Origin of the sequence: Scytonema hankhaensis NUACC26, assembly GCF_045865695.1 — a bacterium.
In the GTDB taxonomy this organism is placed as follows: Bacteria; Cyanobacteriota; Cyanobacteriia; order Cyanobacteriales; family Nostocaceae; genus Scytonema.
Genome location: NZ_BAACAP010000244.1, coordinates 95,509 through 120,716, shown reverse-complemented (window position 1 = coordinate 120,716; position 25,208 = coordinate 95,509). Strand labels below are relative to the sequence as shown.

General features: G+C 40.4%; 21 protein-coding genes. 13 read left to right on the top strand and 8 right to left on the bottom strand.

Annotation, left to right across the window (positions count from 1 at the left end; all coding sequences use genetic code 11):
- Positions 1 to 4: 4 nt before the first annotated feature.
- Positions 5 to 799 (bottom strand): metallophosphoesterase family protein, encoded by a 795-nt coding sequence (locus tag ACKTT2_RS42760; protein ID WP_407898043.1) that lies wholly within the window; start codon positions 797 to 799, stop codon positions 5 to 7.
- Positions 800 to 1,441: 642 nt separating this feature from the next.
- On the opposite strand from ACKTT2_RS42760, the gene ACKTT2_RS42755 reads away from it, so the two are divergent.
- Both ACKTT2_RS42755 and ACKTT2_RS42750 read left to right on the top strand, forming a co-directional pair.
- Positions 1,442 to 2,503, top strand: a complete 1,062-nt coding sequence (locus tag ACKTT2_RS42755; RefSeq protein WP_407898041.1) for a GGDEF domain-containing protein — start codon at positions 1,442 to 1,444, stop codon at positions 2,501 to 2,503.
- Between the two features lie 237 nt (positions 2,504 to 2,740).
- Positions 2,741 to 3,925: a homospermidine biosynthesis protein gene (locus tag ACKTT2_RS42750; protein ID WP_407898038.1), complete on the top strand. Its 1,185-nt coding sequence runs from the start codon at positions 2,741 to 2,743 to the stop codon at positions 3,923 to 3,925.
- A gap of 74 nt (positions 3,926 to 3,999) precedes the next feature.
- Here ACKTT2_RS42750 and ACKTT2_RS42745 read toward each other — a convergent pair whose 3' ends face one another.
- On the bottom strand, positions 4,000 to 6,390 hold the full coding sequence (locus ACKTT2_RS42745; protein ID WP_407898036.1) for an adenylate/guanylate cyclase domain-containing protein: 2,391 nt from the start codon (positions 6,388 to 6,390) through the stop codon (positions 4,000 to 4,002).
- Between the two features lie 796 nt (positions 6,391 to 7,186).
- On the opposite strand from ACKTT2_RS42745, the gene ACKTT2_RS42740 reads away from it, so the two are divergent.
- The 6 genes from ACKTT2_RS42740 (at position 7,187) to ACKTT2_RS42715 (ending at position 11,992) form a co-directional block, all read left to right on the top strand.
- Positions 7,187 to 7,861 (top strand): hypothetical protein, encoded by a 675-nt coding sequence (locus ACKTT2_RS42740; RefSeq protein WP_407898034.1) that lies wholly within the window; start codon positions 7,187 to 7,189, stop codon positions 7,859 to 7,861.
- A 7-nt stretch (positions 7,862 to 7,868) separates the two neighbouring features.
- On the top strand, positions 7,869 to 9,173 hold the full coding sequence (locus ACKTT2_RS42735; RefSeq protein ID WP_407898032.1) for a hypothetical protein: 1,305 nt from the start codon (positions 7,869 to 7,871) through the stop codon (positions 9,171 to 9,173).
- 21 nt (positions 9,174 to 9,194) lie between these two features.
- Positions 9,195 to 9,380: a tetratricopeptide repeat protein gene (locus tag ACKTT2_RS42730; protein WP_407898079.1), complete on the top strand. Its 186-nt coding sequence runs from the start codon at positions 9,195 to 9,197 to the stop codon at positions 9,378 to 9,380.
- A 66-nt stretch (positions 9,381 to 9,446) separates the two neighbouring features.
- Positions 9,447 to 10,064: a tetratricopeptide repeat protein gene (locus ACKTT2_RS42725; RefSeq protein WP_407898030.1), complete on the top strand. Its 618-nt coding sequence runs from the start codon at positions 9,447 to 9,449 to the stop codon at positions 10,062 to 10,064.
- Positions 10,065 to 10,252: 188 nt separating this feature from the next.
- Positions 10,253 to 10,609 carry a VOC family protein gene (locus tag ACKTT2_RS42720; RefSeq protein WP_407898028.1) on the top strand — a complete coding sequence of 119 codons (357 nt, stop codon included), beginning with the start codon at positions 10,253 to 10,255 and terminating at the stop codon, positions 10,607 to 10,609.
- A gap of 84 nt (positions 10,610 to 10,693) precedes the next feature.
- Positions 10,694 to 11,992, top strand: a complete 1,299-nt coding sequence (locus ACKTT2_RS42715) for a recombinase family protein (RefSeq protein ID WP_407898026.1) — start codon at positions 10,694 to 10,696, stop codon at positions 11,990 to 11,992.
- Positions 11,993 to 12,164: 172 nt separating this feature from the next.
- Here ACKTT2_RS42715 and ACKTT2_RS42710 read toward each other — a convergent pair whose 3' ends face one another.
- The gene (locus tag ACKTT2_RS42710; protein ID WP_407898024.1) at positions 12,165 to 13,730 is read right to left on the bottom strand and encodes a hypothetical protein; all 1,566 of its coding nucleotides are present in this window, start codon (positions 13,728 to 13,730) and stop codon (positions 12,165 to 12,167) included.
- A gap of 331 nt (positions 13,731 to 14,061) precedes the next feature.
- Between ACKTT2_RS42710 and ACKTT2_RS42705 the strand changes: the two genes are divergently transcribed.
- A complete protein-coding gene (locus ACKTT2_RS42705) occupies positions 14,062 to 15,672 on the top strand; it encodes an ArnT family glycosyltransferase (protein WP_407898022.1) in 1,611 nt (536 codons plus the stop codon).
- An 81-nt stretch (positions 15,673 to 15,753) separates the two neighbouring features.
- Here the strand turns inward: ACKTT2_RS42705 and ACKTT2_RS42700 are convergent, their stop codons facing one another.
- Positions 15,754 to 16,125, bottom strand: a complete 372-nt coding sequence (locus tag ACKTT2_RS42700) for a hypothetical protein (protein ID WP_407898019.1) — start codon at positions 16,123 to 16,125, stop codon at positions 15,754 to 15,756.
- A 796-nt stretch (positions 16,126 to 16,921) separates the two neighbouring features.
- Here ACKTT2_RS42700 and ACKTT2_RS42695 point away from each other — a divergent pair.
- Positions 16,922 to 18,820, top strand: a complete 1,899-nt coding sequence (locus ACKTT2_RS42695; protein WP_407898017.1) for a chloride channel protein — start codon at positions 16,922 to 16,924, stop codon at positions 18,818 to 18,820.
- 77 nt (positions 18,821 to 18,897) lie between these two features.
- On the opposite strand, the gene ACKTT2_RS42690 is transcribed toward ACKTT2_RS42695, so the two are convergent.
- On the bottom strand, positions 18,898 to 19,311 hold the full coding sequence (locus tag ACKTT2_RS42690) for an AbrB family transcriptional regulator (protein WP_407898015.1): 414 nt from the start codon (positions 19,309 to 19,311) through the stop codon (positions 18,898 to 18,900).
- Between the two features lie 430 nt (positions 19,312 to 19,741).
- On the opposite strand from ACKTT2_RS42690, the gene ACKTT2_RS42685 reads away from it, so the two are divergent.
- The 3 genes from ACKTT2_RS42685 (at position 19,742) to pyrR (ending at position 21,970) form a co-directional block, all read left to right on the top strand.
- On the top strand, positions 19,742 to 20,185 hold the full coding sequence (locus tag ACKTT2_RS42685; protein ID WP_038076748.1) for an Rrf2 family transcriptional regulator: 444 nt from the start codon (positions 19,742 to 19,744) through the stop codon (positions 20,183 to 20,185).
- 100 nt (positions 20,186 to 20,285) lie between these two features.
- Positions 20,286 to 21,284 (top strand): adenosylcobinamide-phosphate synthase CbiB, encoded by a 999-nt coding sequence (gene cbiB, locus ACKTT2_RS42680; protein ID WP_407898013.1) that lies wholly within the window; start codon positions 20,286 to 20,288, stop codon positions 21,282 to 21,284.
- A 137-nt stretch (positions 21,285 to 21,421) separates the two neighbouring features.
- Positions 21,422 to 21,970, top strand: coding sequence for a bifunctional pyr operon transcriptional regulator/uracil phosphoribosyltransferase PyrR (gene pyrR, locus ACKTT2_RS42675; protein ID WP_407898011.1), 549 nt, complete (start codon positions 21,422 to 21,424; stop codon positions 21,968 to 21,970).
- Between the two features lie 133 nt (positions 21,971 to 22,103).
- On the opposite strand, the gene ACKTT2_RS42670 is transcribed toward pyrR, so the two are convergent.
- From ACKTT2_RS42670 to ACKTT2_RS42660, 3 genes are all read right to left on the bottom strand, one after another.
- On the bottom strand, positions 22,104 to 22,493 hold the full coding sequence (locus tag ACKTT2_RS42670) for a nuclear transport factor 2 family protein (RefSeq protein ID WP_407898009.1): 390 nt from the start codon (positions 22,491 to 22,493) through the stop codon (positions 22,104 to 22,106).
- A 356-nt stretch (positions 22,494 to 22,849) separates the two neighbouring features.
- Positions 22,850 to 24,739: a hybrid sensor histidine kinase/response regulator gene (locus ACKTT2_RS42665; RefSeq protein WP_407898007.1), complete on the bottom strand. Its 1,890-nt coding sequence runs from the start codon at positions 24,737 to 24,739 to the stop codon at positions 22,850 to 22,852.
- A gap of 17 nt (positions 24,740 to 24,756) precedes the next feature.
- Positions 24,757 to 25,203 (bottom strand): response regulator, encoded by a 447-nt coding sequence (locus ACKTT2_RS42660; protein WP_407898005.1) that lies wholly within the window; start codon positions 25,201 to 25,203, stop codon positions 24,757 to 24,759.
- Positions 25,204 to 25,208 lie beyond the last annotated feature (5 nt).

Below are 25,208 nucleotides of genomic sequence, written 5' to 3'. Positions count from 1 at the left end.
ACGCTCAGTTTGCCACCATAACAACAACTCGAGTATCCACATTTAACACTTGAATTCCCTTAGACAAAGCAATCATAGGCACTTTCCAGTGAGAATGACCGCAAATCACTAACAAATCCTTTCCCTTAATCAGTTCAGCACGTATAGATTCATTGCCGACTAACTTTGCTTCTGCATCGTTGGGACCTTCATGCATTACAAAAATATCAGGTGATTCATTGAGGAGTTGTGAGAGTACCTTTCTAAAGTCTTTTTCTGAGCGACGAAAGGGTTTAGTTGATTTGCCAATAATACCAGAAATTCCAGCAATCCGCAATCCATCAAGACAGGTGATATTTCCATCTAAATAATTTATACCTCTTTCGTCCTGAAAAGCTTTAAATTCCTGTTGTGTTTTACCAAAACTGTCGTGATTTCCCCCAACCCCAGCAGTCCAGCGAAAACGTTGGCGAAATGCTTGCCATACATCTCGTACATCACCTACACCACCACGCTTATCGACTTTTGCGTAAAAATCCCCCGCTAAGATGACACCTGTTGATTTTAGCGAGGGAATTCTTCCGAGATCGGCCAACTTATCTAATTCTTCATTAACAAGATGACCGAGAAGGCGTTGGTTTTGGCGATCGATACCCTGCAAGTCGCTTGTTGCAATAATCGCCTCTAAACCATCCGGTAGTGAGTCAACATGAGCTAATAAAACAGGTAATGCTTTATTAACCACGCCAACCCCGTTAGGTGAGTGGGTAATAAAGGGTATGTGATGAATAACTTGGTCAGAGATAGAGAGGATTTGCATTGTTCATTCCGACACCCACAAACATTGTATGCCGCATTACTTCTTTGCTTAACAAATTTATGTGAGTCCTATACATATTCTAAAATCTCTACACAATAAGTAGTTTGTCTACAAGTTGTTACACATTTTTATAAATATTGGGGATTAGGGATTGGCGAAGCAGGCGATTGGGAACTGGGAAAGAGACATTTTCGTGTTTGGTCTTGTTAGCGGCAGATTTTTCAGAAGAAAATACTTGTTTAAAGTTTTGATAAGTAATCTCAGTAATACTACTGTGTTAATTATATATAATCCGTAAAAAGTCAAAATATACACAAGTGTATTTATTTTTCATAGCTCTTAAGTAGGGTGGGCAATGCCCACCAAAAGTTTTATTGGTGGGCATTGCCCACCCTACTACTTATATTTCAACAATCAAATAGGATTCCTATATTTAAAATGACTTTTCTTAAGTCTTTTTTAAGGTGTTCTAAGTAATTTTACAGTGTTAACTTTAAGGCTCAATGTGACATTGTAACTAATATAATTGAATGCTTGACTTTTCAGTGTTTACGTGAAGTTGCATAAAACACATGAACATGACTAAGCAAAGCAGCATTCACACCAAAAGTAGATTAGTCAAATGATACGTAGTATAAACATATGAGAATTATGGGTATTCCTGGAAACTCAAAGGACTTCCAGTTTCTACCTGGAAGCTTTTCTCTCCACTTTCTTGTCAAACAAGCTGTTGTTGTCTCCTTTTTAATAGGAGGGCTAGTTCTGCTGAATTGGGTATTCGACATTTTACGGTTGAAGAGTACAAGCATGGGAATACCCACATTGAAAACTGCCACTGTTGTCAGTTGTATCATAGCTGGAGTATTACTATGGCTGTGGTATGGACAGACAACTTTGATGAGTGGAGATGGTGCTGGTAGCCTTATGGCAAGAAAACTCCTGCCGATGGCAATCCTCTTACCAATGTTAGTCAAAGGAATATGTGCGATTGGTTATCGATATTCTGTTTGCACCGTAGAAATACAATTCACTATAGAAGGTGTTTTAAATATCATAGTGTTTTCCGGGTTAGTTTATTGGATTGCCTATCGTCTTAACGATCTCGATTGGCATCGTTCTCAAGCAGAACAAGCACTGCAACGGCTAAACACAGAGTTAAAACAGCTATGTACTGCAAATATTAAGTTACAACACTTAGCAACTGAGGATCATTTAACTAAAGTTGCCAATCGCCGTCAGTTCGATAAGTATCTTCACCAACAGTGGCAACAACACCAGGAAGAACAAACACCCTTATCTCTGATTATGTGTGACATCGATCATTTTAAACTCTATAACGACCACTACGGTCATCAAGCAGGTGATGAATGTTTAAAGCAAGTTGCTCGATCTATTAGAGATGTTGTTCGGAGTTTCTCGTGTCTGCTCGCTCGTTATGGTGGAGAAGAATTAGCTATAGTTTTACCTAATACAACTTCCAATGATGCGATCGCGATCGCCGAACAAATCCAGTTATCCATTGCACGAACTCAAATTGCTCACGACCGTTCTCCAATTAGCGAGTATCTTACCTTAAGCGTGGGAGTCGCCACCACAGTACCAAACTCAGAACGCTTACCTGAAAATCTTATTGAGCTTGCAGATGAAGCACTGTATGCGGCAAAGGAACAAGGTCGCAACAGAAGCTGCCTGCTGTTATCTTGAAAATAGGGAGTAGGGAGTAGGGAGTAGAAATTGTTTGTCTTAAAATAAGATAAGTATTAAAAATAACTTTATAAAAAGATTATTAAATTGTAAATACACTTAGTAGGGTGGGCAATGCCCACCAAGAACGGTATACAGTAGGCAATACCCACTCAGCAGGTGAGAAAAAAGTCAAATATATGTAACATTGTATGCTGTCCGCTCATTCAATTATGAATTTACAGGGAACTATCAAAAATGTCAAAACAGCTAGGTAAAAAAATCGCACCTACACCGATGCCGACTGACATTGGAGTCGTCAATTTGATTGATAACTACTTTACAGCATACAACTCGGCACGATTGCGGGAAATATGCCATTTACTGAGCCGGGATGTATTGCAAGAAGGCGTAACGGTGGGAGTTAGCCTTTCTGGTGCCATGACACCAGCAGGATATGGAGTTTCCGTGCTTGCACCTCTCATCCGCCATGGATTTATTGATTGGATGATTAGTACTGGTGCTAACCTTTACCACGATATGCATTACGGCTTGGGTTTTGAACTATTTGCGGGTAATCCATTTTTGAATGATGTGAAGTTGCGACAGGAAGGAACCATCCGGATCTATGACATTATTTTTAGCTATGATGTTTTACTCGAAACAGATGCTTTCATTCGGAAGATTTTGCAAGCCCCAGCTTTTCAAAAGCGGATGGGAACAGCAGAATTTCACCATCTACTTGGTAAATATGTTCGAGAAGTCGAAAAGCAAGTTGGAGTTAAAAATTCTAGCTTGCTAGCCACAGCCTATGAATATAAAGTACCAATTTATACATCTTCTCCTGGTGATAGTTCTATAGGAATGAACGTTGCAGCTTTGTCACTAGAAGGTTCTCAACTGGTACTAGATCCGTCAATTGATGTAAATGAGACAGCTGCGATCGCATACTACGCACGAGGGGCTGAAGGAAAGAGTGCAGCCTTCATTATTGGTGGTGGAAGCCCCAAAAACTTTTTATTACAAACTCAACCGCAACTGCACGAAGTTCTGGGATTAGAAGAACGGGGACACGATTTCTTTATACAGTTTACAGATGCTCGTCCAGACACTGGAGGTTTATCTGGAGCAACACCTTCAGAAGCAGTGAGTTGGGGTAAAATTGACCCCGATGAATTACCTAGTACAATTGTTTGTTATACTGATAGTACTATTGCCTTACCATTGGTCACAGCTTATGTAATGAACCAGTGTCAGCCTCGTACTTTAAAGCGGCTGTATGATAAGCGAGAAAAAATGCTAGAGCAATTGCGAACAGAATATTTAGCTACTAAAAATAGTTCTTCGGAAGAAATTCCAGTTGCGATGACTCAAACTAGCGCTCAAGAATCAGCAACTTACCCTGTAGGAAGACTGATTCCTAATACTGGGGGAGGGGAGTAGCGATGAGGGACTGGGGACTAGGAACTAGGAAATCAATTACCATTCCCCGCTTCGCCAATCCCCAATCCCTCATATTATTTCCTCCCAATCATTAAATAAGTTGTCATCTTACCTTTGCCTTTAACTTCAATTTCACCTCGTTTTTGAAATACAAATTCATGACACAATTTTTGGTAAGTAGCTTCTGTCACCTGAATTTTCCCAGCTAAACCTTGAGATTCCATCCGATGAGCTATATTGACCGTATCTCCCCAAAGATCGTAGCTGACTTTTTTGATACCAATCACTCCTGCTACTACAGGTCCGCTATGGATTCCAACTCTTATACTAAAGTTTTGGTTGTTCTCAAAATTAAACTCTTCAATTACTGTCTGCATATCTAGCGCCATACAAGCAATGGCTTGGGCGTGATTTGGGTGGCGCACTGGTAAACCACCAACAACCATGTAAGCGTCGCCAATTGTCTTAATTTTTTCTAAACTGTATTGTTCGGTCAGGCGATCGAATATAGAAAAAATCTGGTTTAATATGTTTACAAGCTGAATGGCGCTAATTTGAGAGGCGATTTCTGTAAAGCCAACAATATCGGCAAACAGAACGCTAACATCAGAAAAGTGTTCGGCGATCGTACCGGGTTCTTCTTTTAAACGGTTGAAAATGGCTTCTGGTAGGATATTGAGCAACAAACGCTCGGTTTGCTCTTGTTGCTGACGTTGTGCTTCTTCTAATGCAACGCGCTGAGTCACATTCTGAAAAATACCGCGCATTACAACGGGTTTTCCCTTGAAAAATTTGCAGTTAATACTTCCTTGTACAAAAATCTTTTGACCATCTTTAGAAATCAATGCAATTGTCACTTGGTCGATCTTGTTCCCTGACATCATTTGATAAAGAATATGTCGGTATTTTTCTCGAAAATCGGGATGAATGATATCAAACAAGGAAAGTTCGTTGACTTCCAACTCCGAGTATCCCAAAGTTTTGAGCCATGCACGGTTAACGTACTCAAATTGACCGTAAGGAGTGACGCATTGAATTAATTCATCTGCATTCTCAAATAAATCTCGATAGCGTTCTTCCCTTTCTACAAGTGATTTTTCTAAAAGTTTGGATTTAATAAACTGAGCAATTTGATGACCGACAGAAACCATCATTTGCATGAGTTCGGCATCTTTTAGCTGTGCATCCTGACTAAAGAAAGTCATCACTCCTAAAATTTCCCCATTATCCAGAATGGGAAAGCCAAATGCCGATCGCAATCCCGATTCTACAGCAGCTTGCGATCGCACGTCACTAGACAGTGCTATTTCATGCAAAGATACGTTGTAGCCCCAACCTAAATTGTCATGTTGCGAGATATTCTCAATCCACAGAGGCGATTGAGTTGACCATACTTGAGCGGGAAAACCAGTACCGGGGGTATAAGTCGTTTGCCAAGTCACTGCTTTAAACTCTCGAATTGCAACCGTGCGACTCGACCAAATTTCCACGCATCTCAGGACTGAATGAACGCAATCTTGCTGTGAAGATAGTGCTATGTACTCATTTGCTGTCCAAAGTTCCCCCAACTCCCATCCCAAACACTCACATATAGCGTGTAAAGTTTTTGGAATCGCTTGTTGGATGCTTTGTGATTCTGAGAGAATGCGAGTTATGGCGTATTGCGTACCAATTCGTTGCTGTCTGCTTTTTTGGACAGTAATATTTCTTCCAATATAAATTATATCTATATTATCATCTGTTTTTGATTGAATTAAAGAGCAAGAAAACGCTATCAACAATTTTTCTTTCTTTTTACTGCGACAAATAATTTCTATATTTTGAAAGTATTTTTTTAATAAAGATTTTTGCTGAATAGCTTTTGGAAATAATGTATTATCATCGAGTAATAAAGATATAGGTTGACCAATAAGTTCTTCTTCACTATAACCAAATAAATCTAACGCCGCTCGATTCACTTTCTTGATTTTTCCTGTTTTCGTTGTCACTAGCAAGGCTTCTGCCATTGCAGCGAGAACTTTTTCCATATAATTTTTATATGTAAATAAAAGATTATATAAAAGTTTTATATTCTTGCTTTGTTGCTTAATAAGTATTGTCTTTGTTGTATCTTCAAAAAGTATTGTTAGCTTATTTTCATTATGACTTTCACATCGATTGCGTAAAATATATATGTCAAAATATAGATGACATTCTTCACTAGATGTTCTAGCCAAAGATTTCAATTCAAAGAGTTCCTGTTCTCCTTTTAAGATAGGAATTAAAATATTTTCAAGACCAATAAACTCAGGAAAACCCAAACGAATATCTTTTCCTGGCATAACCTCTTGAGGGTTAGCTGCAAATCGTTGCACTTGTTTGGATGCGTACAGAATCAGAAAACGACTATCCAAGTCCAAGCGTTCAAACTGGCGATGTATGGCTTTATACTTTTGTAAACTTTGATTGGATGCCTGGTGTTTCATAGTCGTACAGAGAGACTAACAGATGATTTGAGAAATAACTCCTGTACGGGCGTATGGTAGAAAACCATTCGCCCCTTCTATATGGGCAAACAATTGCTTGCCCCTCCACTCCTAAATTGGCACCACTAATGATTGTTCTGGGATTGCTGCCGTAACTTCATCTACTAAATTATAAAGTGAATTAGGCTTCTAGTTATACCTCTAATTCACCATATCTGCAATCTTTCATAAAGAACGAACATAGTTCTAAGGCTTTACTTCTGTAATATCAGACTTTAACCCCAATCATATAATACTCATAGTTGCAAAAAAATAAATATACCCAATGACAGATTTACTTTTCTTGGAGTTTAATTGATGTTAATTTTCGCGGTAAGTCAAGGATTTAGTGGCTAAAGCCGTATCGCATTAGTAGTGATACCAAATTCAAGTTCTATAGCCCTTCTAGCCTTGGCGATTGGAAATCGCGGCTATACAAACAAAGTCCGCCTACGCGGACTAGATTGTCAGGGGAGTTTAAAACATGGCTTGCGATCGCACGCTTGAGCTACCTCAGCTATACAAGCGAAACAAACCTGAGTTTATAGCGGTTTTCAATTGGGTGCAATACATAAAAAAGTTATGGAACCGCAGCCTGTAGCAGCCCGTAGCGGATAAATCTGTACTTCAATAAGAGTGAAAACCGCTATATAAACCTTGAATTTTCGTTAGTTTGCACGAGGGGTGAGTCTGAGAAATGCTAAAATTTATTATTGATTGACTTTTACTAATACACTTAACACAATATTAAAACTGAATGACTGTATATAATTATCCTCGTGCTACGACACTAAAGACAGCTTTTCAATTTTGTAATGTTGAACCTCTAGAAGGAGAAGAAATAGAGCGTTACTACGTTGACCTATCGTCAGTTCGGAAAACATCCGCCATTGAAAACGTAAGTACTATTTTAGACTTTCAAGAACCCGCACAATTCACCACTATTCTATTTACCGGACATCGAGGCTGTGGCAAGAGTACAGAACTGAAAAAAATTCAAAAGCAGTGGGAAGAAGATTATAAAGTTATTTATTTAGAAGTCAATGAAGAAACAGATATTAATGATGCTCGTTATACAGACTTATATTTAATCATTATTAAACAAGTAGAGTTTGAGCTACGTCAACTAGATTTACATTTTGATTCTCAACTTCTGAAAAACTTTGAATCTTGGTTTAAAGAAGTTACCAAAGAAACTGAAGAAACCGTTGAAAAATCCGTCAGTATAGAAGGAGAAGCTACCCTCGGACCTAGAGATCCGTTTATAGCTAAGTTGCTAGTTAAGTTATTAGCACAAATTAAAGGCTCTGACAAGCAAAAAACAACAATTCGCCAAACTTTAGAGAAAGACTTATCACGGTTAAAGGCAGATATTAATCTTTTGCTAGGTGATGCATACGTTAAACTAAGAAATAAATACCCTCAAATATAAAGGTTTATTGATTATTTTTGACAATTTAGATCGCGTTCCCCTTACAGTGGCAGACCATTTATTCTTTGAATACGCTGCTCAGTTACAAGAATTAAATTGCACTATCATTTATACGGTACCAATTTCTGTTCTTTGTTCGCCTAAAAACCCTTTTACCCAATTTGATGGTAATCCTCACATCGTACCAATGGTGAACATATATGAATTTAAACGCGATGTCTGGCATCTAAATTACAATCGAGAAGGATTAGAAGCAGTCGCTAGCCTCATTGAACGCCGTGTAGACATTGATGCAGTTTTTGAATCGCGACAAGAGTTACTCGATCTCGCAAAAGCTAGTGGAGGTCATGTACGTCAGTTAATGCAGATGATGCGGTCTGCTTGTCAAACAGCTAGCACTCGCAAACATTCTAAAATTAATGCTAAAGATGTCATCTACGCTGTAAAACAACAGCAATTTAGCTTTGAACGGTTTATTCCTGAAGAACACTATCCATTTTTAGCTCAAGTTTGCTTAACTAAAAATGTTAGCAAGGATGATATCGGTCAGTTAATGCTTTTTAACACCTCGGTTTTAGAATACAACGGGGATAAGCGATGGAATTACCCAAACCCAGTGGTGAAACAAAATGAATTCTTTCAAGCAGCCCTCAAATCCGCTCTCTCCAACAATCTTAAGATAGAAAGAGGGCAATTTCTTGCAGTCAATCAACAAACTTTTGCGGAGTTAATAACATTTGTAGACTTTGCCGAAAAGTTTACGATTGGCTTTGTAGAAATCAATTTTCCTAAAGATAGAGAAATTTTAATTGAAGCACTCAAGAGTCATCCTGAATGCCAGGATATTCAATTTGTCACACTAGATTTTCCTGACTCTAATTTACGTTTTTTGAAAGATGAAATTGTGAAAATATTACCAACAATTCAGAGAGAAACAAGTAAAAAATTAGTTTTGATTGTACGGAAGTTAGAAAATTCTATAGGTGTTTTTGGAGATTATCCTCCAGTTTTACAAGACCTAAATTTTGTGAGAGATACTTATAAAAAAACACTTCCACATCCTATATTATTTATATTACCTGATTATGCACTCACCCGCTTAGCAAAATTTGCTCCTGATTTTTGGGCTTGGAGGTCGGGAGTATTCCGTTTTAAAACAAACCAATTTACAAGAGAAGACGCGCTTGCTCAAACTCTTAACTCCGAGCAAGCAATAGATACATTAGAGAAACCAGAAAAACAAGAACGCATAGATTTGCTGCATCGCCTGTTAATGGAATACAAACCTACAGGTAATCGGGTAACAGGATAAAATTTACATAGCTACAGTAACATCTTACATCAGCTTGGAGTCGCATATTTAAGTCAACGAAATCCTGAAAAAGCAAGAAAATATTTAGAAGAAGCCGCTACAATTGCTAAAAATAGTGAGAATTCGTCATTCTATGCTGAAGTTCTCAATACATTAGGCAAAGCTTATTATCAACAAAGGAATTTTGACAGGGCTATTGCATACTAGGAAGAGTCTTTAGAGATTTCACAAAAGATTGGTAATCGTCTGGGTGAAATTGCTTCTTTGTTTGGCATGGGAAATACTTACTTGGGTTTAAGACAATTTCAACAGGCAAACAACCTTTATCATCAATGTTTAGAAATTGAGCAACAAGTGGGCGATCGCTACTCAAGTGCAAGCACATACCACCAATTGGGAATAGTAGCCCAAGAGTTGCGGGAGTACGAACAAGCGCGGCAATATTATCAACAAGCTTTGGAAATCTACATCGAATTCGGCGATCGCTACTCAAGTGCGAGCACATACCATGAGTTAGGAAGAGTAGCCCAAGCGTTGCGCTCGTTTGAGGAGGCGCGGCAATATTATCAACAAGCTTTGGAAATCAAACTCGAATCTGGCGATCGCTACTCAAGTGCTCGTACATACCACCAATTGGGATATTTAGCCCAAGAGTTGCGGGAGTACGAACAAGCACGGCAATATTATCAACAAGCCTTGGAAATCACACTCGAATCTGGCGATCGCTATTCCCAAGCTAGTACATATTACTGTTTGGGAACACTGGCAGAAGCACAGGAAAACTATGCCGAAGCAAGAGCTAATTTACAAAAAGCGTTAGAAATTTATGTTGAGTATAACGATGAATATTGGGCTTCTTCAGCACGTCAATTGCTAGAAAGACTTCCGTAATAAAAATTTTCCTTTTATAGCAATTCCCAGTCTGCTGATGACAATCTTATCAGCGTTCATCAGCGTTCATCTGCGGTTCATTCCTTCTTCCCATACCTCACAAAAGCGAGAATTGCCTCTTTCTTAGCGCCTTTGCGACTTTGCGTGAGTTTTAATAATAAATATTCAACCATACGACCATACTCAAAATGCAAATAACCCAATATCTCCACACAGCCATTCTCGTCACCGATTTAGAAAAAGCCGAGCATTTCTACGGAACAGTGCTAGGACTACCCAAAGTAGAACGTTCTTTAAAATTCCCAGGTGCGTGGTATCAAATAGGAAACTACCAAATTCACCTTATCGCCGCCCCATCCACACCCGAACCCCAAAACGAAAAATGGGGACGTAACGCCCATATCGCTTTCTCAGTCGTTGACTTAGATATAGCCAAACAGCAACTTATAGATAACAACGTTCCCATTCAACCTAGTGCTTCCGGACGCCCAGCCGTCTTTACCAAAGACCCAGATGGTAATATTGTTGAACTCAGCCAGCAATAAAAGATAAAGATTGCTGGGTTTCGTTCCTCAACCCAGCCTACAAAAATCTTCCCTTCGCGCACTTTGCGTCTTTGCAGTTTATAAATGAAAACCTTCGCCTACACCTACAGCGATCCCTTACTAGAACAAAACCCCGATCCCACAACCTGGGGATGGGAGATAGAACGAACATACCAAGATTTAGGAAAAAGGACTGAACTACAAAAACTACTCAACGACTGCAAAACCGAAACTCCCACCCATCTCCTCATTCGTCGCTTAGAAGAATTAGGAGACACCGTAGAAGAAGTAACTTCCCACCTCACAGAACTAGAAGCAATAGGAGTCACACTCATTGCAATTGAACAAAATTATAACTCCTCACAAAAAAGCCCCAACATCCGTGCTGACTTACTCAAACTCCTCTACGAAATACAAAATCAGCACAAAAGTCGCCGCATACGTCAAGGACACGCCCGCAATCGTTTAGAGTCTGCACCTCCTCCTGGTAAAGCACCCTACGGCTACCGCCGAGGGAAAGGAAAATACACTGTAGATCGCAGTACTTCCCCAGTCGTCAAAGATTTCTTCGATAACTTCTTGCTTTATGGTTCCTTAAGAGGTGCAGTTCGTTACCTAGCAAAAAAATATGGCAAGAAAATCTCTGTCACCACAGGACGCCGTTGGTTAACAAATCCCGTTTATCGTGGCGATACAGCGTATCACAATGGAGAAATTATTTCCGATACTCATGCTGCTATTATTAGCCGAGAAGAAGCAGCCCAAGTCGATCGACTATTACGTCGCAACAGCCGTTTACCTAGAAGAACAGCTAGCGCACCACGTTCTTTAGCAGGTTTAGCAATTTGTGGCGAATGTCAGTCGCACATGACAATTACCCGCGTAACCATACGCAAGCAAGATAAAGAATACCTCTATCTACGCCCAATTAGCTGTCCCAAAAGCCCTAAGTGTCGCGCAATACCATATCAAGAGGTATTAGAAAAGACAATTGAAATTGTCTGTAAAGACTTACCTCTTGCAGTAGCTGGAATGAATTTTCCTCAGCTAGATGCAGTTAAAAATAATTTAAATGAAGAAATTTTGCGTCAACAAGAAATCCTCAAACAGTTACCCGGTTTGGTGGAAACTAGTGTCTTGGATGCGGAAACATCTCAAATCAGAGCATATAAACTCCGTGTAGAAATATCAGAGCTTCAAGCGAAGTTAGCCACTCTACCACCAGTGAATTTACGTTCTGTTGCTCAAGCTGTTTCTATTCCTCAGTTTTGGTTGGATTTGTCTGAGGTAGAACGAAGGTTTTATTTCCGCGAGTTTATTCGACAAATTGAGATTGTTCGTGAAGATAAGGATTGGCGATTACGAGTTATTTTTATTTTTTAGTCAATTTATATTAGCCATGGCGAATGGAATTCGCGGCTATACAGACAAAACCCACCTACGTGGGTTTAAAACCTTGATTCTTTAATTATTTATTTAGTCCGCGTAGGCGGACTTCGTTTGTATAGTCGCGATTTCAATCGCCCAAAACTTTTAAAACATCCAAAACATCCTCTTAATTATTCCCTTCCCCAGCCTCATTTGCATTCTTTGTCGATTTAGGACGTTTGCCAGCATTTCGTACATTCATAAATTTACCAAGTACATCGAACCAAAAGGGCGCTCCCATTGCAATGGCAAAACCACTAACTATCCAACCCGGTATCATTCTTAAAAATCTAAGAGGCGTAATGACAGGTTCTTCTGGTGCTATTAAGCGAAACTGCTGGGATAAATTAGCAGGAGTCCAACCAATGGGTAGAGAAACTGCTGTGAGAATATTGTCAGCATCATTGGTTAATTTCTTTATGTCTCCTACTGTTGAAAAATTATTAACATTGGGGTTTGATAATTTTTCCGCATTTTGAACAATGATATTTCTCAAGACTGAATCTTTTGATAATCTATTAACCATGTGAAATGCATCAGCATTGGCTGCAACAGCAAGTACCAAGCCAATCAAAATCCCTACACCTTTGGCATTACGTTTGTACACCCCAGAGGCTCTTTCCATAGAGCTATCAAAAGCCGATTCAATTTCTTGTCGCAAATTATCGATTCCTTCGCGTGTATTTTGTATTTTCGTTCCAGCACGCTTTGCTAAAACTGAAATATTATCAACAACAGATGGCGGTAAATTCTCAATTAATTTTTGAATTTCTTGAGATGCTGCTCCATCTTTAGTTTTGAAAATAGTCTTGACTTCTTGATAAATTGCACTATTTTTATTAATAAGTCCAACCACTTCATCAATACTGGGTTGCAATCCTCCAATTAACATTGTCTGCTGGGGATTACCAAAGATATCTTGTTGGTAATATTCCAATTTCTTGAAAAATTTGCTGTATGGCTCCTGGCTTGAAAGTTCTTTAGGAAAATCCTCTAGAAATCTCTTGAAACTTATCTCCATACGTTCAACACTGGCTGTTATATTATTTTTGTTTTCTTTATAGTTTTTAACGATGTCATTGTAGTCTTTTTCTAAATCTTGAAGATTAAGTGCGAGTTTATCAAAAAATCTCCGCATTTTTTCATCTTGAACGGGCTGTTGTTGCAATTGATTTAAAATACCTCTGATTTCATTGATTCGTGCTGTTTTGAATTTTTCTAGCCTCCCTTCAGTTAGCCAACGAACTAATGTTGGAATTTCTAGTACTTCTAACAGAGTTGTCGCATAAATATCTGCTGGAATGTATGATGGTCCTGTGTGTTTGCTTTTACCAAAGAGAGTTTGTTGACCTCTATGTTTTGATGAGAATAAAGAACGAACTAATGATGCGATCGCCCAAGTGAATTTGCGAGGTAAGGACTCAAACCATCCTTTAGCTTCTTGGTTAATATTTTTAATTAAGGGATTGTCATAAAGTTTATTTGCTAATTCGACAACTGACTTTAATTCCTGATGTTGGTCTTTACTTGTAACATTGCCTGATAAGAAAATTTCAACTGACTTTTTTAAGTGTGCTGCACGCCATTGTAATAAAGTGGCAATCAATTCTTGAATTTCTGATGCTAGTAAGCTTAAAATTAAATAAATAAATATTAAGCCGAGAACTACGTCAAATATAGCTGGTAAATTCATACTTTTCTTCTCCTCATAGGAATTAGTACACAATCTTACTCGGAATTGGAACCACTTTCACCTTCTTTTAAAAAAAATAGATAAACCAAAAAAAACTGTAAAAAAAATTCTTTACGAAGAAATACAAGTTAATTTAAAATTTAGGAGATTAGGGATTGGGGACTGGGAACTGGTAACAAAGGGGGGATAAGGAAGAATAACTCATGACTAACAACCAATGATTAATTTCTAATTCCTAATCCCCAATCGCCAATCCCTTAGCAACAATCAAGTCTACAATGCGTCAGGAGTTTCATTCAATAACCAGCAAGCACAGTAATTGTCCTAGATTATGCAAGAAGGAAGCTTTCTTTGGGGTCGTCTGGAAAAACAGTATCGGTCGGCGGAACAGTGGATTGATTGGGTATGGGCGATCGTGCTGCTTTTGGCAGCTGTATTACTCTTTACCATAAATCTTGGAGAATTACCACTGCGAGATTGGGATGAAGGTACTGTCGCACAAGTCGCACGTGAAATCCTGCGTGCGCCTGCTGGTTCAATGCCTTGGCTTTATCCAACGCTTGGTGGAGAACCTTATCACAACAAACCACCGCTTATGCATTTGCTGATTACTGGGGCTTACTCTATCTGGGGAGTTAATGAATGGTCTTCCCGTTTACCTGGGGCTATGCTTACAGCTATTTCAGTCCCTTTACTTTATTACATTGGTCGAGAAATATTTCGCAAGCGTCATGCAGCAGTATATAGCGCTTTAATTTACCTGACTATGCTACCTGTCGTGCGTCACGGACGGTTGGCTATGTTGGATGGGGCTGTTGTCTGTTTTTTTATGCTGATGATGCTGTGCTTGTTGCGATCGCGTCGCAATTTACGTTACTGTCTTGGAGTTGGTATTGGTTTTGGGTTAATTTGCCTAACAAAAAGTATACTTGGTTTATTGTTGGGTGCGATCGCACTGTTATTTCTTTTTTGGGACACGCCAAGACTGTTAGGCAGTTGGTATATGTGGTTGGGAATTTTCCTTGGCAGTGTACCTGTAATGTTTTGGTACGGTGCTCAATGGGTACATTACGGTCAAATATTTACCAAAGTTGGTGTAGTAGGTCAATCCTTCAGCCGTCTTTGGGAATCTGTTGAGAACCATTCTGGACCACCCTGGTACTACTTGTTAGAAATTTTCAAGTACACTTGGCCCTGGCTAGTTTTCTTACCTCCGAGTTTGCGTTTAACTTGGGAAAATCGGAACCTAAGCTGGGCAAAACTGGTATTGGTATGGAGCAGCGTTTACTTAATTTCTATATCTTTAATGAGTACCAAACTTCCTTGGTACGTATTTCCCATCTATCCTAGCTTAGCCCTAGCTTGTGGGGCAAAAATCTCAGAAACTGAAGATTCACAATTGTTATCACCTTATCCTCGGTTTGTGGTCGTTTCTTTAGCTGTGTTAGCGGTAGTCGCGATCGCTCTCAGTGTATCCTACAGTATAGGAAGTGCATCTCGACCGGAGTTACAACTGCTTTTTGCTGCCGTAGCGTTAACAATGGCTTTAGCTGCTGTGTTAGCAGAACGAGGTGACGGGCAATTTTTGAAAGTTCTATTTTGGGGTAGTTATGTATCGCTGTTAATATTAATGTACTCCAAGCATTGGGTTTGGGAATTAGAAGAAGCTTATCCTGTCAAACCCGTCGCTGAGATGATACAAACAGTAGTACCTTCCGATGTAAAAAAGATTTATACATCTTTCCCTTATCATCGCCCATCATTAGATTTTTATAGCGATCGCACTATTATTCCCGCATCTATTGCTGAACTCGATAGATACTGGCTAAACGACAAGCAACCCTACTTCTTGCTACATGATATTGCCCGTAAAAACCTACATCTAGATTCTGTCAAGCAAATTGGTCAGACAGATGATTGGGTACTGATTACAAAAGATTGAGAGTTATTTAGTAGGGGCGCAATGCCTTGCGCCCGTACATTTGTTAGTTGTACTTCCCACTAACCACTAACCACTAACGATTCAAAACTGTTTCTCTGTTTTTGGAAGTTCTTGAGAATCGTAATTTGTAGTTTGTTGTTGGGTGATACCGATTGCACCAAGCAAAATAGCGCTTCCCACAACAAGCGCTACCAAAGGATGCTTAAGAATAACAAAATCTCGTAAAATCCGAGCTAGGGGTCTGCTTTGACGGCGTAGGGAAGATGAAACAGACACCTGGTGTCTGTATGAAAAAGGATCGCGGACGTAATGACCGCTTTGACAAACCACTAGCCTTTCCTGACAGTACGGACAAGAAAACAATCCGATGCACGCTTTTATTGGTTTTCGTGCAGCGTTTTTCTGACAAATGGGGCAAGTCAAATAATGATTATCAAAGATGTGTGTATTCATCTACCTCGTCCGCCTAGTCTACTTACTCGCTTTAATAACAAAACAACAGCTATATAGAAATTCCGGTGACACTTACGTAGAGTACCCAGTGTTCTGACATCAGCCATCAGTCACTGAATTGTTAGTGTTTCGGCTTCCCATACAATTCTAGTGCTAGGGAAGCCACCACGCCTCTGTTTGAAGTGTGTAGTTTATAACTCCCAAGAAGTGTGAAGTGTAAAGGATGAAGGCTAAAGTGAAGAAATGACCTCAAACCTTACCCTTGTGGGCGCAATCTCCGTTCAAGCACTTCAGTATTTACCGTATGATTCAAGCCGCGCCCCTACGAGGCGGTTACTTCATCCTTTATCGTTCATACTTTATCCTTTTGCTGACCTTCCATTCTTTCTCATTTAAGCATTGTCTCCGCAAAAATTTTGAGTGCTTGCAATCTTTTAACCAAAGCTTTGTAAATTTAATAAAGAAGCATGAGGAAATTAGGGATGGGGGATTGGGGATTGGGGAACTCGGGGTCCCCTCCTTGTTGAGGGGCAATGGGGATTGGGGAACTCGGGGCCCCCTCCTTGTTGAGGGGCAATAGGGATTGGGGAACTCGGGGCCCCCTCCTTGTTGAGGGGCAATGGGGATAAGGGGCAATGGGGATTGGGAAATAGATCGTTCCTAGTCCCTAGTACCCAGTCCCCAGTCCCCAGTCCCCGATCCCCAGATTCTACTTGTCTGGTTGATAAATAATCGCTCACAATGAAGTGTAAGACATAAAAATTTAAATTTTTTATTAGATTTACTCCTCCACCCAATGAGCCTTTTGCCTTCTACTCAATTGAGGAAGGTTGTGGAACAACCTGCTTTTCACTTCCTTTCTGCCCAGTTAACCGATTTACTTAACCGTTTTCAGCCATCTCCAGAAAGTGTCGTTCTGTTTTTAGCAGTGCTGATAGGAGGTGGCAGTGGAATGGGGGTAGTCACATTTCACTACCTCATTGATATCATTCACCATCTCATGCTGGAAAATTTCATGGGCGCTATTGGGGCTTGGGGTGCTTGGACTCTTGCTTGTGTCCCTACCCTGGGTGGAACGATTGTCGGGTTCATGCGCTGGCGTACCTCTGATTTTGGTCCGGGACTGTCATCTCTTATCGCCGCTTCCTCCCCAGGAGAGATTCAGCGAAAACTACGACCGGTTACCAAAATGCTGGCTGCATCTGTATCTTTGGGGAGTGGTGCTTCATTAGGACCAGAAGGACCCAGTGTGGAAATTGGGGCTAATTTTGGTTTGCTGTTATCTGTGGTGCAGCAAGTTTCACAAGAAAGACAACGCTTGCTTTTGGGTGCTGGTGCTGCTGCTGGCTTAGCTGCTGGATTTAACGCCCCCATTGCAGGGGTTTTCTTTGCTTTGGAGGTGGTTTTGGGTACGACTGCCTTTGCGACTTCTGCTGTGAGTGTGGTTTTACTAGCCGCAGTTGTTGCCGCACTTGTAGCTCAAATTGGGTTAGGCGCACAGCCTGCTTTTACCTTACCCGCTTACCAAGTCCGCAGCCCTTTGGAATTACCTTTATATCTTGGCTTAGGTTTGGGGTCTAGTGTAGTTTCTCTTGCTTACACCCAGTCAATCCGTCTGGCAAAAGCTTGCTTCCACGGAAAAGTGCCTTATTTTCAATGGATGAAACGCATACCCGAACCTATTCATCCTGTTATTGGTGGAATTATTGTTGGTACAGTTGCCATATTTCTCCCTCAAATTTTGGGGATTGGGTATGGCACTGTAGAAGCGATGTTGCAAGATGCAGAATTTTCTTTGCAATTACTCGTCGTGCTACTTGTGGTGAAACTTTGCATGACAGCTATCAGTGCTGGTAGTGGTTTTGTAGGTGGCGTGTTTGCTCCTGCTATGTTTTTAGGTGCCTCCTTTGGAGCGGCTTATGCCAAGATTTTAGCGTGGATTGCACCTGAAATTGGTCAGTTTATGGCGGGTCCGCCTGCTTATGCAATGGTAGGAATGGCTGCTGTTTTGGCTGCAAGTGTTAGAGCACCGCTTACAGCTATTCTAATGCTGTTTGAATTAACGAGAGACTATCGTATTGTCTTACCTTTAATGGCGGCAGTAGGTTTAAGTGTTTGGTTGGTAGAGAGAATGAAACCAAATTCCAACTCAAACACTAATTTACAACAAATTGGTCTTTCTGAATTGAAAGACGAACAAGCAGATATCTTACGGCAAATTTTAGTGGAAGATGCTATGCTCTCTTGTCCCAAAAAGCTACTATCAACCATGACGGTGATTGAAGCTGCTTTGGAAATGACAGGAGACTTATGCCGTAGCGCTTTAGTTGTTAATGATGCAGGACAACTTGTTGGTATCGTCTCTCTAGAAGATATCAACCGCGCTCTTTCTGTTTGGGAAAAATACCCAAATTCGTCAAGTGAAATTCGGGCTGACATCGCCAAGCAAACCCTCATAGATATTTCTACTACCGATCTTCTCTATGCATGGCTCGATGAACCTCTTGCTGATGCTTTAGATCGCATGGCAGGTCGAGGTTTACATCAGTTACCTGTTGTTGCCCGAGATAACCAAGAACGAATTTTAGGTTTATTAGAACGCGAGCAAATCGCTTTGACCTGCAACGTTGCAGTTACGCGCAGGTCTCTTCGTCATTACTTACCAATGACTATAAAAACAAGTGTCAGTATTTAGTAATTGGTCAAAAGGTCACTGGTCAAAAGGTCAAAAGGTCACTGGTCACTGGTCACTGACTAATGACCAATGACTCTTTAGACTAAAGCTTCTTCTGCCTCAAGAGCTTCTCTCTCCTCAGAGTCTAGTTGTCTCAAGCGAATATGTTTTTTGCCTAAAGTAATGACAAACTCATCTCCTGGTTTGAGATTCATTTGTTTTGTGTAGGCGGAACCTATCAATAAGTTACCGTTTGACTGCACGCTGATTCTGTAGCTAGCACTTCGTCCACCTCGTCCGTTTGCACTAGGAGCACTGTCTAACTGAATGCCCTCGGCATCAATTAGGGCATTTAGGAATTTCATCATGTTGACGCGCTCGATACCGTTTTTGGTTACGGTGTAGTAGCCGCATTGTTTAGCTTTTTCTTCTTTACTGAGGTGCTCTAGCTCTTTGACTTTTCTGAGCAGATCTTCTCCGACTAGGGGTTCAATTTTTTTCTGTTTAGCCATCAACTTAATTCACAAACGAATGGTCAAATAGGATTAATCGATTTTATTTTAGCTGAGGTTGAGGTAATGCGAGCAGAAACCTTTTGTTTTCCTCTTAGCTTAGCTAAGTATATTACATATTAAGAGCAAAATTTTGCGCTCGCACTTCATTTTTTCACTAAAATATAGTCTAAAGAAGATACATAATGGTGATAGCTATAGTTTTTAAGTTGCTGAAGACTGTCACTCCTTGTTTGTTTAAGTTTCCTAAACTAAGCTACAAGGGTTGCCTACTTGCAGCAGTTACAATAATTGGCACACAGAATGATAAGCAAAACTGAACTTTAGTCATTTGTCAAGTGTCCTTTGTCCTTTGTCCTTTGTTCTCACCAATGACTAGTGACCACCTGACTAATGACTCATGACTAATGACTAATGACCAATGACTAAAATGAAACTAACGACCAGAGGACACTATAGTGTAAAAGCATTGCTTGATTTGAGCTTACAGCCAAAATACGGACCTGTATCGACTAAAGTTATAGCCGCACGCCAAGATATTCCGGCACCTTACCTAGAAAAACTACTAATAGAAATGCGTCGTGCGGGACTGGTTAAATCAATTCGCGGTAGCATCGGAGGCTACCAACTCGCTCGTTCTCCGTCACAAATTTCTTTAGGAGAAATTTTAGAAGCCGTTGGTGAAACGATTGAACCTTTACCCCATCACCAAGCATCTCCAACACAAGCAGAAGATTGGGTAACTCACACCCTATGGAAGAGATTGCACCAAAAACTGAAAGAAGCTATATACAGTATTACTCTGGCAGATCTTTATTATGACGCTCGTAGTTGGCAAGCTTCTCTTGGCGAAGAAGCAAGTTTTATTGTTTAGTCAATGGTCAAGTGTCATTGGTCAAGTGTCATTGGTCAATTGTCAATGGTCATTGGTTAGAACGATGGACAAAGAACAAATGACTAATGACTAATGACAAATGACCATTGACTCTGTTGTTATTCTCATCATCGCTGCTACTATAGATTACTCGATCGGCGATCCTCGGAATTTGCCCCATCCAGTCCAAGTTATGGGGTGGTTTATTTCTCTGTTTACGAAATTTGCTTTAACTTATTGTCATAATTCTCTGACACAACGCATAGCTGGAATTGCGATCGCGATCGTTTTAATAATAGGTAGTGGCACTATTGGATATTTTTTTATTCTAGTTACTAAATTATTGCATCCACTTTTAGGAATAGCAATGGAATGTATCCTGTTAGCCAGCTGTTTTGCAGGTCGAAGTTTGAGAGATGCGGCTCGAACAGTTTTACAAGCTTTAGCAACAGGAAACTTGTCCGAAGCACGACTTCTTTTAAGTCATTATGTTGGACGAGATACCGATAAATTGACAGAATCAGAGATATTGCGAGCTATTCTAGAAACAGTGACGGAAAACGCTACCGATGGAGTTATGGCTCCTCTTTTCTATGCAATTATTGGTGTACTTTTACCAAGTCTAGGTTCTGTTCCCCTCGCTTTAGCATATAAGGCGAGTAGCACTCTTGATTCAATGATAGGTTACCCTGAAGCACCATATACATATTTAGGATGGTTTAGTGCTCGTTTAGAAGATTGCTTAACTTGGATTCCGTGTCGTTTAACAGTATTAACTCTTGCACTTATTTCAGGCAAACCTTTGTATGTTTGGCAAATTTGTCGTCGAGATGCGATTACCGATCCGAGTCCCAACTCTGGTTGGAGTGAATGCGCCTACGCTGCTATTTTGGGAGTGCAGTTAGGAGGTACTAATTGGTATCATGGCGTTGCAAAACACAAACCTTTGCTTGGAGATGCAAAAAATCCCATCACCGCAAATTCTATCCATCACGCCCTACAACTCACTCGCTTTTGTTTTTTGCTTTGGTTAAGTATTGCTTGTATTGTAGCAGTTGCAAAAACAACCTCAGCCCAAAAGTTGATGCTACAATTGTAACGAGAGCAGTACTCATCTCAAGTAAAAACAGGTAATCATAGATGTAGGGAATAATTGAAGAGTGAGGGGTTGGTTATAACCCTTCATTCACAATACCTTATTCCTAACACCTTGCTCTATATTCAGGGTATCAATCTATGGTTTTATCTACTCAAGCTAAAGTCGTTGAAATTCTGTCACCACAAGAACTCCGCCGTACTGCCAATCGCCTTGCTTCTCAAATTGTAGAAAAAACGCCGCTCGTATCCCGACTGGCTCTAATAGGTATTTATACTAGGGGAGTGCCATTAGCTCATATGTTGGCACGTCAAATTGAAGCACTTGAGGGTGTAGCACCAGAAGTAGGAGCACTAGATATTACATTTTATCGCGACGATCTCGATCGCATAGGGTTGCGGACGCCAGTAAAAACATATATTCCATTTGACCTGACAGGTAAAACAGTTGTTCTCGTAGATGACGTTATATATAAAGGTCGGACAATTCGCGCTGCATTGAATGCTGTGAATGAATACGGTAGACCCGAATCAATTCGTTTAGCAGTGCTAGTGGATAGAGGTCATCGTGAAGTACCAATTCATCCAGATTTTGTTGGCAAGCAATTGCCCACGGCAAAAGATGAAATTGTGAAAGTTTTCTTACATGAAGTTGATGGACGAGATGGTGTGGAGTTAATTGGAGATTAAGAGATTTCTAAGAAATAAATTATTTAGATTGTGTGTGGGACGGGCGAGGACGCCCGTCCTATGCTAGTGGCGGGCGGGACGCCCCGCACCACAAGAGTCTGAGCCAACTTACCTCTAGAACTCAGCTCTGGTATCATTTCATAATTGGGCTTGCATGATGGTGAACTAGATACCACTTACCACCGAGAAGTTCAAATACATTTGTTGCTATGGATTGAGCTGTCAGTTTTCTTCCATTTGCAATTTGGAGAACATTTTCTACCAAGATAACATAGGCAATATTCTCGCGAACTTCTGTCGTGATGATATTGGTATCGATCTCAACATAAGCTGTGTTTTTAAAGATTTTAGTCCAAGAACTCTGAATATCTTTCCAACCATTTAACACATTCCAGCCTGGGTGAATGCAACGACTGCCAGTTCCTTGAGACCACACTGCGCCCATTGCTTCGATATCCTTTTTTTCAAACGCTCGGTAGAAAGCGTCGTTGACTGCTAAAATTTCAGAACGGCGATCGCTCATACTTCTTAAAGTATATACAGTTTTATACCAATTTAATATGAAGCTGCATATTCTCAAAGAGACGCGGGGCGTAGAGACACACCAGACGCGGAGAGTCGCTTGCTCCCTTGTCCGGGGCGACAGCCCCAAAGGGTCTAAAACCCCAATTTCTGTAAGTTGCCTCAAGTAGGTTGGGGTTCAATCCCCATCTGAAATATCTCCGCGTCCCCGCGTCCCACAATCTCCGCGTCTCTTCCTTGAATTTTACCCCTCCTAACCTCCCCTTATAAAGGGGAGGAAAATAAGTTTCCTGCCTGTTTCCCCCCTTACCAAGGGGGGACTAAGGGGGGTTATTTCGGCTTACATTTTAGCAATTATCAATTATCCATTAGCCGTCGTATAGTTGACAAAAGTTGCTTTGCCGTGTATGGTTTTGGTAGAAAAGCTTTGACCCCTACTTCTGTAATAGCACTAATCTTTTCCGTAGAAGCAAGCCCGCTCACAGCAATGATTTTTACTTCTGGATTAATCTTTTGAAGGGTGCGAATAGTTGTTAATCCATCCATGGATGGCATGACCATATCCGTCAAAACAAGAGAAATTTTATCTCGATTTTCCGCATAAAGGGCAATTGCTTCAATTCCATCACCAGCTACAATTGCTCTATAATTGTGGCTTTCCAAGGATGTCTTGGTAACATCTCGAATGGAATCTTCATCATCTACAACCAGAATCAGTTCTCCATTCCCGCTTGGTAAATCCGTTTCTCGATCTTCAAAGGATTCTGTAATTTGTTGTGCTGGTAAATACACTCTAAACTCACTGCCTTTGCCTTCTTCGCTATATACGTTAATAAAGCCGTTGTGACTTTTAACAATACCAAGTACCGTAGAAAGACCGAGACCTGTTCCTTTGCCAATGTCTTTTGTGGTAAAAAATGGTTCAAAAATGCGGTCTACAATCTCCAACGGAATACCAATTCCCGTATCTGCAACAGAGATGATAACAAAAGACCCAACGCGAGCATCTATGTGCATTCGAACGTAATTCTCGTCAACTAGAAGATTCTCAGCAGAAATAGTTAAATAACCTCCATCAGGCATGGCATCGCGAGCATTCACGCATAAATTCATTAAGACTTGATGTATTTGAGTGGCGTCTCCTGAAACAGCCCAGAGGTTTTGCGGTATTTGGCAGGAAAACTCAATAGATTTGGGAAATGTTTCTTTGACAACTTGCTGAATTTCTCGAATCAAGTGATTTAATTGTAAGAGAGTGCGATCGCCTTCTATACCCCGAGTAAAAGAAAGCACTTGCTTAACTAAATTAGCTCCCCGTTTGGCGTTAGATATCAAAATCGGTAATAGTCGCTTACTACGTTCGTCACGGAGTTGTGATTCTAGAAGCTGTGCTGTCATCAAAATAGGGGCAAGAACATTGTTCAAGTCATGAGCAATACCACTTGCTAAAGTCCCAATACTCTCCAAACGCTGAGCGCGGAAAAATTGTGCTTCTAGTTCTTTCTTTTCTGTAATATCAGTATTAACAACTAGAATAGTTTGTTGTTTTTTATCGAACTCTTGTACTAACGTCCAACGACTCTCAACAACAATTTGTTTGTTTAACTTTGTTTTTTGATGGAGTTCGCCTTCCCAAGAACCATGCTTCATCAAAGTATCAATCGCCACTTGGAATTGCAAGCGATCTTTTTCTTCCCAAAGTTCTAAAGTTTTCTTACCAATTGCCTCATCTGCTGACCACCCATAAAGATTTTCAGATGCGTGATTCCAAAATAAAATTTTATTTTCTAAATCGCTGACAAAAATTGCGTCTGTGGCAACATCTAGTAAAGCTGCCTGTTCGCGGATTTTTAATTCCGCCCTTTTGCGCTCAAAAGCATAGCGGATAGCACGTTCTAAAAGAGGTGCGGTCAATTGACCTTTTTCTAAATAATCTGCTGCACCTGCTTTCATTGCCTCAATGTCTATCTCCCGGTCTCCTTTACCAGTCAGTAAAATAATGGGAGAAGAACAACCATTATAGAGCACTTCGCGCAATAAGTCTAACCCATTTTGCGCTCCCAAACGGTAATCAACAAGATAGATATCATGTTGATTTGTGGCGATCGCCTCCTTTGCGGACTCATAATTGCTTACCCATTCCAACTTACAGTAGCAAAGCTGAAATTCTTGGAACCAATCACGAGTTAACGTGTAATCATCTTCGTCATCGTCAACCAGAAGAACTTTAATGGGGATTTGCTTCATCTTTCTGCCTTCCTTTTTTATAGTGGCAGTTCTACAATTTCAAACCAATATTTTCCGATTGTCCTCATCACCTCAACCAAAGATGCGAAAGTCGTTGGTTTGATAATGAACGAATTCGCACCCAAATCGTAAGAACTATGAATATCTTCTTCTGCCCTAGAGGTCGTTAGCACAACAATCGGAATTTTTCTGAGTTGAGTGTCAGCTTTAATTTCTTTGAGGGCTTCACGACCATCTTTTTTAGGCATATTTAAATCTAGCAAAATTAAACCCGGACGGGGTGCAATTTTTTTGTCGGCGTACTTACCACGCCACTTGAGATAATCCATTAACTCTTCGCCATCAGTAACCATATGCAATTCATGAGTCAATCGACTTTCTGTCAATGCCTCTCGAACTAACATCCGGTCATCCTCATCGTCTTCAGCCATCAAAATTGTGATGGTTGTATGCCGACCCTTCACTCTAT

Excerpts from the sequence above, each read along its gene's own strand:
- ACKTT2_RS42760 (WP_407898043.1), bottom strand. The coding sequence starts at position 799 with ATGCAAATCCTCTCTATCTCTGACCAAGTTATTCATCACATACCCTTT.
- ACKTT2_RS42755 (WP_407898041.1), top strand. The coding sequence starts at position 1,442 with ATGAGAATTATGGGTATTCCTGGAAACTCAAAGGACTTCCAGTTTCTA.
- ACKTT2_RS42750 (WP_407898038.1), top strand. The coding sequence starts at position 2,741 with ATGTCAAAACAGCTAGGTAAAAAAATCGCACCTACACCGATGCCGACT.
- ACKTT2_RS42745 (WP_407898036.1), bottom strand. The coding sequence starts at position 6,390 with ATGAAACACCAGGCATCCAATCAAAGTTTACAAAAGTATAAAGCCATA.
- ACKTT2_RS42740 (WP_407898034.1), top strand. The coding sequence starts at position 7,187 with ATGACTGTATATAATTATCCTCGTGCTACGACACTAAAGACAGCTTTT.
- ACKTT2_RS42725 (WP_407898030.1), top strand. The coding sequence starts at position 9,447 with ATGGGAAATACTTACTTGGGTTTAAGACAATTTCAACAGGCAAACAAC.
- ACKTT2_RS42720 (WP_407898028.1), top strand. The coding sequence starts at position 10,253 with ATGCAAATAACCCAATATCTCCACACAGCCATTCTCGTCACCGATTTA.
- ACKTT2_RS42715 (WP_407898026.1), top strand. The coding sequence starts at position 10,694 with ATGAAAACCTTCGCCTACACCTACAGCGATCCCTTACTAGAACAAAAC.
- ACKTT2_RS42710 (WP_407898024.1), bottom strand. The coding sequence starts at position 13,730 with ATGAATTTACCAGCTATATTTGACGTAGTTCTCGGCTTAATATTTATT.
- ACKTT2_RS42705 (WP_407898022.1), top strand. The coding sequence starts at position 14,062 with ATGCAAGAAGGAAGCTTTCTTTGGGGTCGTCTGGAAAAACAGTATCGG.
- ACKTT2_RS42700 (WP_407898019.1), bottom strand. The coding sequence starts at position 16,125 with ATGAATACACACATCTTTGATAATCATTATTTGACTTGCCCCATTTGT.
- ACKTT2_RS42695 (WP_407898017.1), top strand. The coding sequence starts at position 16,922 with ATGAGCCTTTTGCCTTCTACTCAATTGAGGAAGGTTGTGGAACAACCT.
- ACKTT2_RS42690 (WP_407898015.1), bottom strand. The coding sequence starts at position 19,311 with ATGGCTAAACAGAAAAAAATTGAACCCCTAGTCGGAGAAGATCTGCTC.
- ACKTT2_RS42685 (WP_038076748.1), top strand. The coding sequence starts at position 19,742 with ATGAAACTAACGACCAGAGGACACTATAGTGTAAAAGCATTGCTTGAT.
- cbiB (WP_407898013.1), top strand. The coding sequence starts at position 20,286 with ATGACCATTGACTCTGTTGTTATTCTCATCATCGCTGCTACTATAGAT.
- pyrR (WP_407898011.1), top strand. The coding sequence starts at position 21,422 with ATGGTTTTATCTACTCAAGCTAAAGTCGTTGAAATTCTGTCACCACAA.
- ACKTT2_RS42670 (WP_407898009.1), bottom strand. The coding sequence starts at position 22,493 with ATGAGCGATCGCCGTTCTGAAATTTTAGCAGTCAACGACGCTTTCTAC.
- ACKTT2_RS42665 (WP_407898007.1), bottom strand. The coding sequence starts at position 24,739 with ATGAAGCAAATCCCCATTAAAGTTCTTCTGGTTGACGATGACGAAGAT.